General features: G+C 70.2%; 13 protein-coding genes. 4 read left to right on the top strand and 9 right to left on the bottom strand.

All coding sequences use genetic code 11. The features are described from left to right. Positions 1–16 precede the first annotated feature (16 nt). The 3 genes from V7Z98_RS10035 to otnI all read right to left on the bottom strand — a co-directional run bounded on the left by V7Z98_RS10035 (position 17) and on the right by otnI (position 3,882). Positions 17–1,108: a YeeE/YedE family protein gene (locus tag V7Z98_RS10035; protein ID WP_293265466.1), complete on the bottom strand. Its 1,092-nt coding sequence runs from the start codon at positions 1,106–1,108 to the stop codon at positions 17–19. A gap of 367 nt (positions 1,109–1,475) precedes the next feature. Next, entirely contained in the window at positions 1,476–2,789 is a 1,314-nt protein-coding gene (locus tag V7Z98_RS10030; protein WP_334157852.1) for a glycerate kinase type-2 family protein, read from the bottom strand. 250 nt (positions 2,790–3,039) lie between these two features. Continuing rightward, a complete protein-coding gene (gene otnI / locus V7Z98_RS10025) occupies positions 3,040–3,882 on the bottom strand; it encodes a 2-oxo-tetronate isomerase (protein ID WP_334157851.1) in 843 nt (280 codons plus the stop codon). A 137-nt stretch (positions 3,883–4,019) separates the two neighbouring features. On the opposite strand from otnI, the gene V7Z98_RS10020 reads away from it, so the two are divergent. Continuing rightward, positions 4,020–4,589, top strand: a complete 570-nt coding sequence (locus tag V7Z98_RS10020) for a cob(I)yrinic acid a,c-diamide adenosyltransferase (protein WP_293265460.1) — start codon at positions 4,020–4,022, stop codon at positions 4,587–4,589. A gap of 565 nt (positions 4,590–5,154) precedes the next feature. Next, on the top strand, positions 5,155–5,736 hold the full coding sequence (locus tag V7Z98_RS10015) for a hypothetical protein (RefSeq protein ID WP_334157850.1): 582 nt from the start codon (positions 5,155–5,157) through the stop codon (positions 5,734–5,736). Positions 5,737–5,864: 128 nt separating this feature from the next. On the opposite strand, the gene V7Z98_RS10010 is transcribed toward V7Z98_RS10015, so the two are convergent. From V7Z98_RS10010 to aroG, 4 genes are all read right to left on the bottom strand, one after another. Then, positions 5,865–8,003, bottom strand: coding sequence for a putative bifunctional diguanylate cyclase/phosphodiesterase (locus tag V7Z98_RS10010; RefSeq protein ID WP_334157849.1), 2,139 nt, complete (start codon positions 8,001–8,003; stop codon positions 5,865–5,867). Positions 8,004–8,111: 108 nt separating this feature from the next. After that, entirely contained in the window at positions 8,112–8,975 is an 864-nt protein-coding gene (locus tag V7Z98_RS10005; RefSeq protein ID WP_334157848.1) for a decaprenyl-phosphate phosphoribosyltransferase, read from the bottom strand. A 13-nt stretch (positions 8,976–8,988) separates the two neighbouring features. Next, on the bottom strand, positions 8,989–10,527 hold the full coding sequence (locus V7Z98_RS10000; RefSeq protein WP_334157847.1) for an ArnT family glycosyltransferase: 1,539 nt from the start codon (positions 10,525–10,527) through the stop codon (positions 8,989–8,991). 220 nt (positions 10,528–10,747) lie between these two features. Beyond that, positions 10,748–11,863: a 3-deoxy-7-phosphoheptulonate synthase AroG gene (aroG, locus tag V7Z98_RS09995; RefSeq protein ID WP_334157846.1), complete on the bottom strand. Its 1,116-nt coding sequence runs from the start codon at positions 11,861–11,863 to the stop codon at positions 10,748–10,750. A gap of 140 nt (positions 11,864–12,003) precedes the next feature. On the opposite strand from aroG, the gene V7Z98_RS09990 reads away from it, so the two are divergent. Both V7Z98_RS09990 and V7Z98_RS09985 read left to right on the top strand, forming a co-directional pair. Beyond that, a complete protein-coding gene (locus V7Z98_RS09990) occupies positions 12,004–13,209 on the top strand; it encodes a PA0069 family radical SAM protein (protein ID WP_334157845.1) in 1,206 nt (401 codons plus the stop codon). Between the two features lie 86 nt (positions 13,210–13,295). After that, the gene (locus V7Z98_RS09985; protein ID WP_334157844.1) at positions 13,296–14,039 is read left to right on the top strand and encodes a retropepsin-like aspartic protease family protein; all 744 of its coding nucleotides are present in this window, start codon (positions 13,296–13,298) and stop codon (positions 14,037–14,039) included. A gap of 42 nt (positions 14,040–14,081) precedes the next feature. Here the strand turns inward: V7Z98_RS09985 and V7Z98_RS09980 are convergent, their stop codons facing one another. Continuing rightward, positions 14,082–15,794, bottom strand: a complete 1,713-nt coding sequence (locus tag V7Z98_RS09980; protein WP_334157843.1) for an eCIS core domain-containing protein — start codon at positions 15,792–15,794, stop codon at positions 14,082–14,084. 329 nt (positions 15,795–16,123) lie between these two features. Then, positions 16,124–16,681: a hypothetical protein gene (locus V7Z98_RS09975; RefSeq protein ID WP_334157842.1), complete on the bottom strand. Its 558-nt coding sequence runs from the start codon at positions 16,679–16,681 to the stop codon at positions 16,124–16,126. Between the last annotated feature and the right edge of the window lies 1 nt (position 16,682).

The following is a 16,682-nucleotide window of genomic DNA, read 5'->3' as shown; positions in this document are numbered from 1 at the left end:
CATGAGCGGCGCCGGCTCAGCCGGCCTGGGGCGCCAGGCGCCCCCGGGGCTGGTCGATCCAGTAGTCGGCCAACACCGCGCCGAGCCACATGGCCACCAGGGTGAGCCAGGACGTGAGGGCGAAGATGGCCGCGCCGGAGATGCCCGCCCCCACGGCGCAGCCGCCGGCGAGCATGCCGCCGAAGCCCATCAGCACCGCCCCGGCGATGTAGCGGCGCATCATCTCGCCGCCCTGGAAGCCTTCGAGCTTGAGTTCGCCGCCGCGCCAGGCGGCCAGGAAGGCGCCCAGCACCACCCCGGGCACCAGCCCGGTGTCGAAGCCCAGGGGCTTGGTCAGGGGGGCCAGCACCTGCATCAGCATGTCCGCCGAGGGGCCGGTGAACGACAGGCTCTGCACCGGCAGGGGTTCGAAGCTCTGGCCGGCCAGGGTGGCGGTGAACCACCAGGCGGCGGCCACCACCGCCCCCACCCCCACCGCCGCCAGGCTCATCGGCACGGACAGCCGGGCGCGGCGTAGCGCCACCCCGGCGGTGCCCAGCCACAACAGCCCCACCGCCAGGCCGCCGCCGTGGCCCAGGGAGGCCAGGGCGAGCAGGTCCCGGGCGCCGCCGTCCACGGTCCACCAGCCGGCCAGGGCGTTGCGCAGGGGAGCCAGGAGGCCGGACAGGGAGGCCTGGGCGGCCACGGCGAAGACCAGGCCGGTGAGCAGGGCGCGCAGGTTGCCGGTGGCGGCCACCACCAGCTGGCGGCTGGCGCAGCCCCGGGCCAGGATCATGCCGGCGCCGAACAGCAGCCCGCCGATCAGGGCGCCGGACAGGCTGCCCCGGGCGGCCAGCTGGCGCGCGCCGGATACGTCGAGCCAGCCGGCCAGGATCAGGGCCTGAGCGGCCACCACGGCGGTGGCGAAGGTGAGCAGCCACACCGCCACCCGGCGCGCGCCCTCGCTGCCTGGCGCCAGCCATTCGCCCCGGGCCACCGCCACGGTGGCGGCGCGCAGGCAGAAGCGGGACCGCTGGGCCAGAGCGCCGAACAGCACCCCGATGCAGGCGCCCCCGGCCACGGCCACCGGGCGCTCGCCCAGGGTTTCCAGCAATCCCCACCAGTCCATGCTCCACCTCGTCCCGGCCGGGCCGGGAAAATCATTACATTAGGAAATCATGATAATTCAGGTGCCGCCGTAGCGTTTGAGGTAACGCAAAGCGAGCGGCCGCAGCAGGTGGCCGCGCACCGGGACGCCGCTGGCGATACTTGAATTTTCTTCATGTATTGCAGCAGCAAGATCGCCAAGGTCCAATACTGGCGCGGACCTTCGTTTTTTCATCGGCCCGATGTATTAATTTTATTAATACATGGCCCGGCCGGCACGGCCGATGCCGCCCGCCGGCCGTGACGCGTCGAGGCCAGATCAGTCCGAGCGCGTCTAGGCATTCCCTGATACGTCCAGACGCCTTCAGGCGCGCCCCGGCCAGCCCAGGTCAGAGCACCAGGATGGCGCGGAAGTCGTTGACGTTGGTACGGGTCGGGCCGGTGACGAGCAGGTCGCCGGTTTCGTGGAAGAAGCCCCAGGCGTCGTTTTCGTCCTGCTTGACCAGGGCGTCCACGCCCCGGTCCCGGGCACGGGCCAGGGTGTCCGGGGTGACGACGGCGCCGGCGTTGTCCTCGGAACCGTCGATGCCGTCCGTATCGCCGGCCAGGGCCCAGATGCCCTCGGCGCCTTGCAGGGCGATGGCCAGGCCGAGCAGGAACTCGGTGTTGCGCCCGCCCCGTCCGTTGGGATTCTTGAGGGTGACGGTGGTCTCGCCGCCGGACAGCAGCACGCAGGGCGGCTGCACCGGCAGGCCGTGCAGGCGGCTGGAGACGGCCAAGCCGGCGAAGGCCCGGGCCACCTCCCGGGATTCGCCGGCAATGGCGTCGCCCAGGATCAGTGGCGTGACCCCGGCGGCCCGGGCCACGTTGGCGGCGGCGTGCAGACTCAGCATGGGCGCCGCCACCAGGTGGTAGTCGTGGCGGGCCAGGCGGGGGTCGCCGGGCTTGACTGACTCCGACTCGCCCTCGCCGGATTCGAGCAGGGCGCGCACCGCGTCGGGCACGTCGATCTCGTAGCGGCACAGGATGGCCAGGGCATCGGCGCAGGTGGAAGGGTCCGGCACCGTGGGGCCGGAGGCGATCACCGAGGGGTCGTCGCCGACCACGTCGGAAATGGCCAGGGTCAGCCCCGGTGCCAGCGATGCGGCGGCCAGCCGGCCGCCCTTGACCGCCGAAAGGTGCTTGCGCACGCAGTTGATCTCGTCGATGGCGGCGCCGCAGGCGAGCAGTTCCTTGGTGAGGGCCCGCTTGGTGGCCAGGTCGATGCCCGGCAGGGGCGCCGCCAGCAGGGCCGAACCGCCGCCGGAAAGGAGCACCAGCAGCCGGTCGTTCGGGGTGAGGGTCCGCACCAGGGCCAGCATCTCGGCGGCGGCGGCTTCGCCGGCGGCGTCCGGCACCGGGTGGGCGGCTTCCACCACGCGGATGCGGCGGGTCGGCGCACCGTGGCCGTAGCGGGTCACCACCATGCCGGAGAGGCCGGACAGATCGCCGTGCCAGTGCTTTTCCGCCCAGGCTTCGACGGCGGCGGCCATGGCGGCGGCGGCCTTGCCCGCGCCCACCACCACCAGCCGCCCCGAGGCGTGGGCCAGGGCGGTGGGATCGGGCAGGAAGCGATCGAGGAAGGGCGGCAGCACCACCGCCGGGTCGGCGGCGGCCACGGCGGCGTCGAACAGCTCGCGCAGCAGGTCGCGGGGAGAGGTCATGGCAAGGCTCCGGGAAATCGGGTCGGTGGCGGCGCCGGGAGGCATCCGGTTGGAGGGCGGAAGGTGCGGGGAATTCATTGGAATGATGCGGGAAAGCGGACCACCAAAGCACCAAGGACACCAAGGGGCACCACGCAACGACACGGCGACATCGCTTTGCCTTGGTGAAGCGTGGTGCCCCTTGGTGCCTTGGTGGTTCGCCTTGCTTTTACCATGCAGCGGGCAAGGCACGGATGCGGCACCCTCCCCGTTACGCTGTCGGCAACGGGCGATCCCGACGGCGGTAGGGGGCGAACCAGCCCAGGCCGGCCTCGGTGCTGGCAGCCGGCTTGTATTCGCAGCCGATCCAGCCGTCGTAGCCGAGGCGCTCCAGGGTGGCGAAGAGGAAGGGGTAGGCGATCTCGCCGCTGCCCGGCTCGCCCCGGCCCGGGTTGTCGGCCACTTGCAGGTGGCCGATGCGCGGCGCGGCGCCGGCCAGGCCGTATTCCAGGGTGCGGGCCAGGCCATATTCCAGCGTGCGGGCCAGGTTGCCCTCCATGATCTGGGCGTGGTACAGGTCGTACTGGACGCGGACGTTGGCCTCGCCGATCGAATCGAGCAGGGCGAAGGCGGCCCGGGGCGAGTCGAGCCAGTAGCCGGGCATGTCGATGCGGCTGTTGATCGGCTCGATCATCAGGGTGATGCCGTCCGCCGCCAGGACGCGGGCGGCGTGGCGGATGTTGGCCAGGTAGGTGGCGCGCACCGCCGCCGGATCGGCGCCGGCCGGAGGAATGCCGGCCATGGCGTGGAGCCGAGTACAGCCGAGGACTGCGGCGTAGCGCCGGGCCAGGTCCAGGCCGGCGCGAAAATCCGCCTCCCGCCCGGGCAGGGCCGCCAGGCCCCGCTCGCCGCCGGCCCAGTCGCCGGCGGGCAGGTTGAAGAGGGCCTGGGTGAGATCGTGGGCCGTCAGCCGGGCGCGGATTTCCTCGGCGGCGACGTCGTAGGGGAACAGGTACTCGACCCCGGCGAAACCCGCTTGGGCGGCAGCGGCGAAACGGTCGAGAAAGGGCCGGTCGGCGAACAGGAAGGTCAGGTTGGCGGCGAACTTGAGCATGGCGGCTGGCGTGGTCTGAGCGGGCGGCCGCGCCGCCCCCGGCCGGCACGGCAACAGCCGCGGGCGGCACCGGGCGGCGCGAGTCGCTATAATCCCGAGTGTTTTCGTCAACCATCAACGAAGGTCAGGATTAGATCATGGGCAACCGTCTTTCGAAAATCGTCACCCGCACCGGCGATGCCGGTACCACCGGCCTGGGCGATGGCTCCCGGGTGGACAAGGACAGCCCGCGCATCGACGCCCTGGGCGAGGTGGACGAGCTCAATTCCCTGGTTGGCGTGCTGCGCGCCAGCGCCCTGCCCGCCGCCATCGAGGCCCGGGTGCAAGAAGTGCTGTCGGTGGTCCAGCACGACCTGTTCGACCTGGGCGGCGAGCTGTGCATCCCCGGCGCCACCGCCGTGAAGACCGAGCAGGTGGCCCAGCTCGAAGCCTGGGCCGAGGAGTTCAACGCCAGCCTCACCCCGCTCAAGGAATTCATCCTGCCCGGCGGCACCCTCGCCGCCGCCCACGCCCACCTGGCCCGCACCGTGTGCCGCCGCGCCGAGCGCAGCGTGGTCCGCCTGGCCCACCACGAAGCGGTGTCCGACCAGGCCCGCCAGTACCTGAACCGTCTCTCCGACCTGCTCTTCATCCTCGGCCGCAGCCTGAACAAGGAGGCCGGCGGCAGCGACGTGCTGTGGCGCCACAACCGGGGGCATCAGGGCTGACGCGCCCTGGGCGCCGTTCGCTGGCGGCACGGCGCCCGATTTTCCCTGCCCGAGGCGTCGCCGGGAAACGCCCGCTGTGCCCCTGGATGGAGGTCATGTGGGCCCCGATCGAATACTTCCGCGTCCCGCCTCCCGCCTCCCGCTTTCCTTCCTGCTTCCTGCTTCCCGCCTCACCGTTGCCTGCGCCGGACATTGAGTGCCGGCGCCGCCTCTGTCTCTTCTGGCCGAGGCGCGGCATGACCAGCGGGGCGCTCCGCCGTCCGGCGGCGCCATCCCCAAGCCTTCCCGCTTTCCCGACACTCAGGGCAACTCCCCGCAAAGCGGCGCCAATCCCGCATTCCGGCACCCCTGGCCGGAGATCGGCGCGTGGCGCGGCATTCCACGCCCCCTATCCGGAAACCCAATAGGGGCGCGGGGTTTGTACAATGCGCCGCCGCCGTGGGGGCATGGGGAAGTGTTCGGATCGGCACTGCGCCCGCCCTCCCCCCTGCCTCCCTGCCACTCCCGCACCGCCATTCCCGCGCACGGCCGGAATGGGGGCAATTGCCCACCCCAGGAAACCGCCTTGTTCGAACTCCTCAACGTCCTGTACCTCGGCGCCACCGTCGCCGCCCAGAGCCTGACCATCGTCGCCAATGCCACCAGCGACATCCCGTTCCAGGAGGGCGTGCGGGTCTACGCGGTGCGAATGAAGCAGCAGGCGCCGCTGTGGGCCGACCACTGCCTCTACGACGGGGTGATGGTCGAGTTCGCCCGGGACTGGGAAGAGGTGCAGCCCATCACCGGCGTGGTCCAGCCCCCGGCGCCGGACAAGCCCGTGGGCTACGCCCTGATCCTCACCGCGGAAAATTGCCCGGACAAGCCGGAGCACAAGATCTTCAGCACCGGCGAGCGCTTCTTTCCCCTCTTCGGCAGGCGCTACGTGATCCGCGACGGCAACCGCATGGACACCCTGGACTACGCCACGGCCCGGGAGGAGCTGCGCCCGAAATGGATGCCCCAGGTGCTTCGGACCCTGGCCGCCGACGCCGGGAACAACCCGGTCGCCCGGGACTTCCTGGCCGAGATGGAACGGCGCGAACAAGCGGCCGCACCGCGCCAGCAAGGCAGCGCGGCGCCGGAGGCCGCGGCGGACCAGGCGCAGTAAGGGGAACGGAAGAACAGAAGGGGAGAAAGCAGCAGGCGCCCGCCAGGGCGCCTAGAAAGCCGACGACGTCGGCAGTACCGCTGCAATTGGTACGGCCTCGGCGCGAACCACGCCGGCGCCGGGCCGGTTCAGCCGGCGACTTGGGCCAGTACGCCGGGCAGGCTGTTCAGGTAGCCCGGCAGGTCGGCGGCGGCCAGGGGCTTGCTGAAGAAGTGGCCCTGGATTTCCTGGCAGGCCCGGTCGCGAAAGAAACCGGCCTGGTCGGCGGTTTCCACCCCTTCGGCCACCACCTTCAGGTCCATGCGCTGGGCCATGGAGATGATGGCGTCCACGATCACCGCGTCGTCCTTGTTCTCGGTGACCTCGGAGACCAGGGAGCGGTCGATCTTGAGGGTGTCCACCGGCAGGCGGCGCAGCACGTTGAGGTTGGAATAGCCGACGCCGAAGTCGTCCAGGGTGATGCCGACGCCGAGCTTCTTCAGGTCGGAGAGCACCAGCAGGTTGCGTTCCCCGTCCTGCATCAGCACCTGCTCGGTGAATTCCAGCTCGAAGTATTCGCCGGACACGCCGGCCTCGGCCAGGATGCGGGCGAAGTTGGCGGCAAAATCCGGCTGCTTGAGCTGGGCGGCGCACAGGTTGATCGACACCCGCACCGGGGGCAGCCCGGTGCCGCTCCAGACGGACACTTGCCGGGCGGCCTCGGCCAGCACCCACAGGGACAGGGGCACGATGAAGCCGCTTTCCTCCGCCAGGGGGATGAAGTCCCGGGGCAGCAGCAGGCCCCGCTCCGGGTGGTGCCAGCGAATCAGGGCCTCGACGCCGAGCAGGCGGCCGGTGGGGTTGTCCACCTGGGGCTGGTAGAGCAGTTCGAATTCGCCCCGCTCCAGGCCCTGGCGCATGTCATGCTCCAGGGACAGGCGCGACAGGGCGCCGGACTCCAGCTCGGGGCTGAAGAACTGGAAGTTGTTGCGCCCCACGCTCTTGGCCCGGTACATGGCCAGGTCGGCGTGGGTGAGCAGGGTGTCGGCCAGTTCGCCGTCGTTGGGGAAGCAGGCGATGCCCACGCTGGCGGAAATGGACAGGTCGTCGCCCTTGTGGCGGAACGGGCGGGCCAAGGCGGCCACCACCTTTTCCGCCACCCGGCCGGCGTCCTGAGGCGTGCGCAGGGCGGGCAGGAGGATGACGAACTCGTCGCCGCCGAGGCGGGACACGGTGTCCTCGGCGCGCACGCAGGACAAGAGGCGCCGCGACGCTTCCTGGAGCACCTGGTCGCCGACCTTGTGGCCCAGGGAATCGTTCACCAGCTTGAAGCGGTCCAGGTCCGTGAACAGCACGCCCACGGTCTCGCCGGCGCGGCGGGCGTGGATCAGGGCCTGCTCGAAGCGGTCGGAGAAAAGCACCCGGTTGGGCAGGTCGGTCAGGGCGTCGTAGTGGGCCAGGTACTGGATGCGGGCCTCGGCCTCCTTGCGCTCGGAGATGTCGGTCCAGGCCACCACGTAGTTGCTGATGCGACCGTCGGCGTCGCGCACCACGTCCACGCTGCGCCATTCCGGATACAGTTCGCCACTTTTGCGCCGGCTCCACAGTTCGCCGCGCCAGTGGCCGGTGTCGCGCACGGTGCGCCACAGGGCTTCGAGAAAGGCTTCGCCCTCGATGGCGCCGTCCAGGTCGAGCACGTGCAGGCCCAGGACTTCGCTACGCTCGTAGCCGCTGATGCGGGTGAAGGCGTCGTTGGCGTCCACCACGGTCAGGTCGGCATCGGCGATGAGAATCGCCTCGCTGCTGGCGGCGAACACCTGGGCGGCCAGTTTCTGGCGGGATTCGAGGGCGGCGGTATAGGCCAGGGGGCCGAGCACACCGAGCAGGCAGTCGACCTGCACCGGCTTCAACACGTAGCGGTCCACGCCGATCTCGATGGCCGCGATCAGGGCGTCGGCCTCGGAATGGCCGGTGGCGATCACCACCGGCGTGGCCGGGCTTTCGGCCTTGATCGCCCGGGTCAGGGCCAGGCCGTCCAGGCCGGGCATCACCAAGTCGGTGATGACCACGTGGGGGCGATGCTCGCGGAAGCGGGCCAGCCCCTCTTCCCCGTTGCCGGCCTCGATCACCGCGCCGACCCGCTTGGCCAGCGGCAGGGCCAGGGAAGCGCGGATCACCGGATCATCCTCCACCAGCAGCACGGTCAGGGACTGCAATGGGTCGGCCACCGGCGCGATGGCCAGGGGGACCTCGTCGGGGGAGGGTGGGGGCTGGGGAACGGCGTTCATCGCATCAGGAGTGCAGCCGGGCCGGATATAAAGGGCATGATTTTATCCTTTCGACATGTCGCCCGCCAGTCACCCCTGACGAACGGCATAGCCAGCCCGGAATCGTATTCACGCCAGCAGCCAGACCACCGCCGCCAGCCACAGGGCGCCGGTGACCAGCAGGTGGGGGTCGAGGATCTCGGTGGTCGGGTCGCCGCCGCCACCGCGCCGGTGCAGCAGGAACAGGTAGCGGAAGATGCCGTACACCACGAAAGGCACCGTGTAGACCAGGTAGCGGGTGCCGTGCAGGGCCACGGTCTCGGCGCTGACGGTGTACAGGCTGTAACTGACGATGGTAGCGGCGGCGCAGATGGCGATGAGCTGGTCGAGCAGCACCGTGTCGTAGTCGTTGAGCACCTTGCGGTGGCTGCCGGCCTCGTCCTCCAGGGCGTTCAACTCGGCCCGGCGCTTGGCGAAGCCGAGGAACAGGGTGACCATCAGCCCGCACAGCAGCAGCCAGTAGGACGGCACGATGCCGATGCCCTTGGTGCCGGCCAGGATGCGCAGCATGAAGCCGGCGGCGATGATCGACACGTCCAGCACCGGCACGTGCTTCCAGCCCAGGGAATAGCCCAGGTTGAGCCCCAGGTAGGCGGCGATGACCAGGAACAGGGGGCCCGACACGCTGGCGGCCAGGGCCAGGCCGGCGACGGCGCAGGCCAGCCCCAGGGCCAGGGCGGCGCCCGGCTGCACAGTGCCGGCGGCCAGGGGGCGGCGGCGCTTGCGCGGGTGAAGCCGGTCCTGCTCCCGGTCCATGTAGTCGTTGCCCACGTAGATGCTGGACGCCGCCAGGGAGAAGGCGGCGAAGGCCAGCAGGGCGGCGCGCAGCAGGTCCGGCTGGCCCCAGCTGTGGGAGAACAGCACGCCGACGAAGACGAAGCCGTTCTTCACCCATTGCTGGGGGCGCAGCAGTTGCAGGTAGGGGCGGAACATGGTCGGCGCCCGGTCAGCGGCAGGTTTCGCCGGGGAAGTACTTGTCGGCGAAGTAGCAGGCGCTCATCGGCAGATAGGCCGGCACCCGGTACCAGCGGTCCTTGACCTGGCGCAGCACCGTGTCCCGGTAGGGCTCGTAGCGGAAGCCCTGGCCGAGCACCAGATAGAAGGTCACCCCGTCCAGATCGAACTGCTTGAGCTCGACGCGGCGGAAATAGGGGCGGTAGTCGTCCAGGTTGGGCTCGGACTTGCGCACGGTGAGGATGTTCTTGCCGTCCAGCTCGCGGAAGTCGGTGTAAATGTCGTCGTGGCGGGCGTGGGACGAGCCCGGGCCGAAGACGATGAAGTAGCGCTGGGCGTCGTAGCCCAGGGTCACGGCGTTGGAATAGCCATCGCTGGCGAAGACGTAGTCGGCCTCGTAGGGCTTGAGCTCGGCCAGCAGTTCCTGGGACTTCACCGTCAGCACCACCCCGTCGTACCACTTGGTGGACTTCCACCAGCTGATCGGCGCCTCCACCACCACCCCCAGCACCACCATATGCACCAGGGCAAAACCGGCCAGCCAGCGCGACAGCCGGGGCAGGCGCCCGTCGGGCAGGCCGCAGGCGGCGGCCACGGCGAGCAGCGGGGCGAAGGACAGCAGCCAGTGCAGACCGATGGTCTTGCCCACCGACATCAGGCCGAACAGGACGAAGGGAATCAGGGCCAGCCAGTACAGGGCGCGCACCCCGGCGTCGCGCCGCCCGGCCTCCAGCACCGCCCGGGTGTCGCGCCACAGGAAGGCCACCAGGAAGGGGGTGAGCACGTAGAGCAGGGTCACCGCGTAGGTCACCGGGTGCTGCCAGCTGATGCCCGAATTATTGCCCTCGTGGCGGTTGAAGGCGTTGAACATCACGTTGGCCCAGCCGTGGCCCTGGTTGTACCAGATGTTGAGGATCGGCCCGGGCAGGGCGAACAGCACCAGCAGGAACAGGCCGGCCCAGCGCTTCTCGTCGCGGCGCACCGCCACGGTGTGGATCACGTAAGCCACCCCGAGCAGCACGGCGAAGTATTTGGAGAGGAAGGCCAGGGCAAGGAACAGGCCGGCGGCGGCATGGCTCGCCAGGCATTGGCGGCGCAGGCCGGTGACGTAAGCGGTGACCGACAGCACCGACCAGAAGATCAGGGGGATATCGGTGGTGATCAGCACGTTCACCACCGAGGCCGGCATCAGCAGGGTGAACAGGGCGGCGTAGCCGGCCCGCTCCTCCCCCGCCGGCCGGGCCAGGGTCCAGGCGCAGGCCGCCACCGGGATGGGCAGCAGCAAGGCCGGCAGGCGGATGGCCCACTCCGCGTGGGAAATCTTGAGCAGCAGGGCGATCCACCACCCGACCATGGGCGGGTGGTCGTAGAAGCCCCAGTCCGGGCGCACGCCCCACCAGTAGAAATAGGCTTCGTCGCCGGTGATCGGCAGTTTCCACGACAAAAAGCCACGGAATACGTAGAGCAGGACCAGCCCCAGCCAGACGGCCGGAGATGCCAGGGGGTTGGCGGTACGGAATGGAGTGGTCACGGGCGAGGAAGACAGAAACGGGTTCGGACGGGATTCGGATAAACGAAACCGGACCGGGGCGGCCTGCGGTGCAGGTCCGGCCGGTCCGGTCCGCGCTCGCCGCTCCCGGCCGGGCCGGGGAACGGAAAAACTGCGGGATACAGTGCGATGCGGGGTGCTACGGGGTACTGCGCCCCGCCAGCCGGGCGAAACGCCGGACGGCGGAGCCCGTGGGGCAAGATCAGGCGCTCGCCTCCACCAGGCGGCGGGCGCGCACGGCGGCGGCCAGCTGCTCCAGGATGGCGGCGCTGTCGTCCCAGCCGACGCAGGCGTCGGTGACGCTCTGGCCGTAGGTCAGGGCCTGGCCCGGCACGTGGTCCTGGCGCCCCTCGACGATGTTCGACTCGACCATCACGCCGATGATGCGCTCCTCGCCGCCGGCCAGCTGGGCGGCCACGTCGGTGCTGACGTCCATCTGGCGCTTGTACTGCTTGCTGCTGTTGCCGTGGGAAAAATCGACCATCACCCGGGCAGCCATGCCGGCGGCGGCGATGTCCTTGCAGGCCACGTCCACGCTGGCGGCGTCGTAGTTGGGCGCCTTGCCGCCACGCAGGATGACGTGGCAGTCCTCGTTGCCCAGGGTGGAGACGATGGCGGTGTGGCCGGACTTGGTCACCGACAGGAAATGGTGCGGGCTCTGGGCGGCGCGGATGGCGTCCACGGCGATCCGGACGTTGCCGTCGGTGCCGTTCTTGAAGCCCACCGGGCACGACAGGCCGGAGGCCAGCTCGCGGTGCACCTGGGATTCGGTGGTGCGGGCGCCGATGGCGCCCCAGGCGATCAGGTCGGCGGTGTATTGCGGGGTGATGGTGTCGAGGAACTCGGTGGCGCAGGGCAGGCCCAGTTCATTGACGTCGAGCAGCAGCTTGCGCGCCAGGCGCAGGCCCTCGTTGATGCGGAAGCTGCCGTCCATGCGCGGATCGTTGATCAGGCCCTTCCAACCCACGGTGGTGCGCGGCTTCTCGAAATAGACGCGCATCACCACCAAGAGGTCGTCCTGGTGCTGGCGGGCCAGGGGTTCCAGGCGGCGGGCATAGTCCAGGGCGGCGTCGGTGTCGTGGATCGAACAGGGGCCGACCACCACCACCAGCCGGTCGTCGGCGCCGTGCAGGATGCGGTGGATGCCCTGGCGGGCCTGGTAGGTGATCTGGGCCGCCCGGTTGCTCAGGGGGTATTCGCGAAACACGTGGGCCGGCGGTACCAGTTCCTTGATCTCCTTGATGCGGACATCGTCGGTGACCGGCTTGGACGCGTTGCCGGCGGAGGTGTGGGCAAGGGCGGCGGAGTGGAGCGACATGGCGGTGATCCCGGAAAAAAGCGCGTTCTTAGCGAGAACGGCGCGGCGCGAACGGCGGGGAAACGTTCGATTCTACCGGAGCCGGGCGGCCTCGGGGCAGCCCCCCGGCATCGCCGGCCGCCCGGTTCTATACTGCCTCCATGGATCGCCCCGACCGCCGTCCCCCGCCACCGCCTGCCCAAGACCCCGCGGCACCGGCCCGCCCCGCCCCCCGGGGCCGGGGCAGCGCGGCCAACGTCGCCGGCCGTTTCGACGCCTGGCAGCGGGACCGGCCGGACGAGGTGGTGGAAGCCGATCGGGTGGGCCGGGAGCAGGCGCCGGACGAGGCGCCCCTGCTGCCCGACCCGCGCACCCGGCTGCTGATCGACACGGCCCGCACCGTGATTGCCCGCAACGAGTCGCCGGACCTGCCCTTCGACCGATCCATCAATCCCTACCGGGGCTGCGAGCACGGCTGCATCTACTGCTACGCCCGGCCCAGCCACAACTACCTGGGGCTTTCGCCGGGCCTCGACTTCGAGACCCAGATTTTCCACAAGCCGGACGCCCCGGAGCTGCTCGCCGCCGAGCTGGCCCGGCCCGGCTACGCCTGCGCGCCGATCGCCCTGGGGGTCAATACGGACGCCTACCAGCCGGTGGAACGCCAGACCCGGCTGACCCGGCGCATCCTGGAAGTGCTGCTGGCCTGCCGCCACCCGGTGTCCCTCATCACCAAGAGCGCCCTGATCGAACGGGACATCGACCTGCTCGCCGCCCTGGCGGCGGAAAACCAGGTGACCGCCGCCGTCTCCCTGACCGGCCTATCGGCCGAACTGGCGCGCCATCTCGAACCCCGAGCCGCCTCGCCCCAGCGGCGCCTGGCGGCGATCCGCGCCCTGGCCGAAGCCGGCGTACCGGTGGGGGTGTCCTTCGCCCCCCTGATCCCCGGGCTCAACGACCACGAACTGGAAAAGGGCCTGGAGGCGGCCCGCCAGGCCGGCGCCGCCTGGGCCCACTACGGCGTGCTGCGCCTGCCCCATGAGGTGGCGCCCCTGTTCGAGGACTGGCTGGCGCGCCATGCCCCGGGCAAGGCCGCCCGGGTGATGGCGGTGCTCTACGACATGCGCGGCGGCCGGCGCAACGACCCGCGCTTCGGCCACCGCCTACGCGGCCTGGGCCATTACGCCGAGCTGATGGGGCAGCGCTTCCGCCTCGCCCGCAGGCGGCTCGGCTTCACCAGCCCGCCGCCCCTGGATTGCAGCCGCTTCATCCCGCCGCCCCAGCCTCCCCAGGCTGCTGTGCCGCCCCGTTCCGCCGCCAAGCGCCGCCGGGCGAATGGGGAAGATTCGCAACTTTCCCTGTTCTGATGCCGCGAGCATCGCCCCAACCGGTTCCCCTCGGCCGGCTTTCATGCCAGCATGGCCGCCCACCATCACGCGGGGTACGGCCGGCCATGGCGAGCGACGACAGGAAAGCAGCGGGACAGGAACGCCTCCAAGAGGCCAGCCAAGACCGCTTCCGCCTGAGCGAAGGGGAAAAGGAACGGCGCCTGCAAACGGTGCGCGGCGCCCTGGCCCGCAACACGCCGCACACGCCAAACACTGGGGCACGGGCAGGAAGGCCGCCCGGGACCTCGACCCTGGCGGCCCTGTGTTTCGTCCTCGGCCTGGGCGCCCTGCTCTTCGCCTTCTTCCTCTGGCTGGGCAGCCCGGCCGTGCGCCAGGCCGGCGGGCAGATCGAGATCACCGTTCCCGCCGCCCCGGACGGGCACCACTACATCGACGGCCGGATCAACGGCCGGCCGGTCAGCTTTCTCATCGACAGCGGCGCCAGCGTCGTCTCGGTCAGCCAATCCCTGGCCGACCAGCTGGACCTCGGCCCCGGACGCAGCGCCACCTTCATGACCGCTGCCGGGCCGGCGGCCGGCCGCATGGTGGCGAGCCAGCAGGTGTCCGCCGGCGGCATCGGCCCCCTGCCCCTATCGGTCGGCGTCATGCCCGGCAGCCAGCCCATGGCCCTGCTCGGCCAGAATTTCCTGCGCCACGTGGAAGTCGTCCAGGCAAACCGGCGGCTGATCCTGCGCGGCCCTGGCCAGGCCCCGGCCGTATCCCCGGCCCGGGCCCAGTCCACCTGGGTCGCCCTGGGCGGCGTGGCGTTGCTCGCCATCGGCCTGGTGCTGCGGCATCGCGCCGCCTGAGCCTGGGCCGGTTGCCGGGCCAGGCGGCCAGCGGCGATGGGGTCAGCCGAAGGCCCAGCGCCAGGCCCCAGCGACGGACCGCCCGACCCAATTCGCCGCCCGGCGCACCATGGTCCCGGCCCGGTTGGCGAAATAGGCGGCCAGCTTGCCCAGCAGCCAGCCGCGCAGGCCCCAGCCCGTGGCATTCCCGGCCAGAAACGGCAGCCATGGATGGGCCGCGGCATGGCGGGCGACGAGCACGTTCTCGTACCAGTTCATGACGTCGGCGATAAAGCCGGCATCCCTGAACGTCGCCCAGGCGCCCCCTTCGTCCGTCACCAGGATTCGCGCGTAATCGAAGAGGAAGGTCTGGACCAGGTCCCGCAACTTCTGTTGCCGCGCGGCAATCGCCGCGGGCCCGACCGCAGGCACGGCGTTGATCTGGTCCCCCAGGCTCAGCATGGTGTCCACGTAGGCCCGCGTTCTCGCCGAGGCATTGCCCGCGACGCCGCCGGCATCCCGCACCACATTGACATGGTCGCGCTGCCGGCCCTGGGCATCCCAGTTGTGGGCAACGGGGGCGTTCCAGCCAGCCACGCCATGGACCCGGCCATTGACGTTCACCTGGAAGCCGGTGCCCGCCGCATTGCGACGCCGCTCGCGCCGCCTGGCCCGCCGCGAGATCATCGTGTCAGCTAGGTCGTGAACGCCCAGCTCGTGCGCCACCAGGGCGACGATTTCCCCGACGGAGGTGATGTCCAGGTACCACTTCCGGAGGGTGATTTCGATGTCAACACCGATCAGGTTGCTCCGCCTAGTCTCTGCCGGGTTGGGCACATGCTGGTCATCGACATGAACCATCACGTCGACACCTGCGGCGGGGCCCAAGGGCAACCCGGTCATCGCATTGATTAGTTCGTTGAATTTGGTTGCTGTATTTCCGGCCAAGGGCACGAGAGGGTTGGGCCAAGGCATCACCACGCGCTGCGCGACGTGTTGTATCCCATCTACCGACATTGCCTTCAGCATGCCCGGCAAGCCGGCGCGGGGAGTCATCGCCCGATGCTCCCCCGCTTCCGGCCCGAGCCGCTGCGCCACCCGCAGGCCCGCGGCAAGCGCGGCGTCGCCCATGGCATCCGCCTCCCGCTCCAGCCCCGGATCATCGTTCACACGGGCCCCGCCCTTCATCTGGAACGTGGGCTTCACCCGCCCCTGGGCCTGCTGCACCACGTGCCACGCCTCGTGGGGCAGATGCCTTTCCTGCCCCGGCGCCACATGGATGTCGGAACCTTGGGCAAAGGCCAGGGCGCTGAGCTGGGCGGGCTTGTCGGAGTTGTAATGCACCCGCACGCCGCCCATGGAGATTCCGGAAAGGGCCTCGATGCCGGCCTTGAGGGGGTCGGGCAAGCCGGTACGGTTGGGGCTGGCCGCCTCGCTCAAGGGGCTGGAACTGCGTACTTCGCCCCCGACTGCCCCCTCGGCCGTGAAGCGCCTCTGGAGAGGCACTTCCTCGTCGCCTTCGCCCACCCGTTGCGCCGGGAGCGCCTTGGGTTGCAGCGTCTCCTCCTCATCAGCCCCCTGGCGCTGCGCGACGGCCAGCCGTTCGAGGCGGCGGACCTGGGCGCCGGCATCGGCCCTGGCTTGCAAGGCGAGGCCCTGGGGAGATTTCGGGGAAAAGGGGGCGAACTGCGCATCCCCGGCCTGGCCGGCGGCTTGGAGTCTCCGAGCCATGTGGGACTCGGCATCGCTGGAACGACGGTCGGCAAAAGCGCTCATGACAACTCCTTTTGCAGGGTAAGCCAGCCGGACGAGGGCACGCTGCCATTCCGTCGGCAGGCCCGTGGGGCCAATATACCGGCAACATTATGCAAAAAGAGTAATTTTTACTGACTGGCTGTTCCACCGCCGACGAGCATCGCTCGTATCGGCCATCCCGGAATTGCACGGAAAGCCTGCGGCATCGGCGATCGGGGCAGGCACAGCGCAACCCACCCAGGCCGTGCTTATCAAAGCAGACGGAAACGGTGGGGCGAGAAAAGCTCAACGCCCAGGCGGCAAGGCAAACGCTGCATGGGCCACGCCTGCCAGCAAGCAGCCGTGCAGTCCTACCAGCGCCGGTAGGGCCAGCGCGGGAAGGGGGGGCCGTAGAAGGGGTCGCGGCAGACCAGGGTGCCTTGCTGGTAGCCCTGCTGGAAAATCTGCGCCTCGCGCTGCTGGACGTCCCGGCCCAGCTCCTGCTCGCGTTGCAGCAGGCGGCTGGCGCAGTCCGTCTCCCGGGCCGACTGGCGCAGGGCGTAGATGCCCTCCAGCACGGCCACGGGCAGGCCCTGCCGGGTCAGTTCGAGGACCTTGGCCGGGGGCAGGTCCAGGTCGCCGCCGCGCACCCGGGCCTCGCCGACGATCTCGTCCACGCTCTTCTTTTCCTTGACCCGTTGCTTGACCTCGTCCCAGGTCATGGGCGGCTTGGGCGGCACCGGCGGGGGGGCCGGGGCGATCACCGTCTCGGTGCCGGCCCGGGGCAAGGCGGGGGTCGAAGGGGCAGGACTGGCGCAGCCCGCCAGCAGGACCACGCCAAGAACCAGCAGGGGCGCGGCTTTCGCGGCACACCCTCTGGAGATCCCCGACTGGCGCGGGGTTTGGCTGAGCGGGGTGGAATCGGCCATG

This window comes from Oryzomicrobium sp. (genome assembly GCF_036820405.1).
Classification (GTDB): Bacteria; Pseudomonadota; Gammaproteobacteria; order Burkholderiales; family Rhodocyclaceae; genus Oryzomicrobium.
This window is presented reverse-complemented; position numbering and strand designations above follow the sequence as displayed.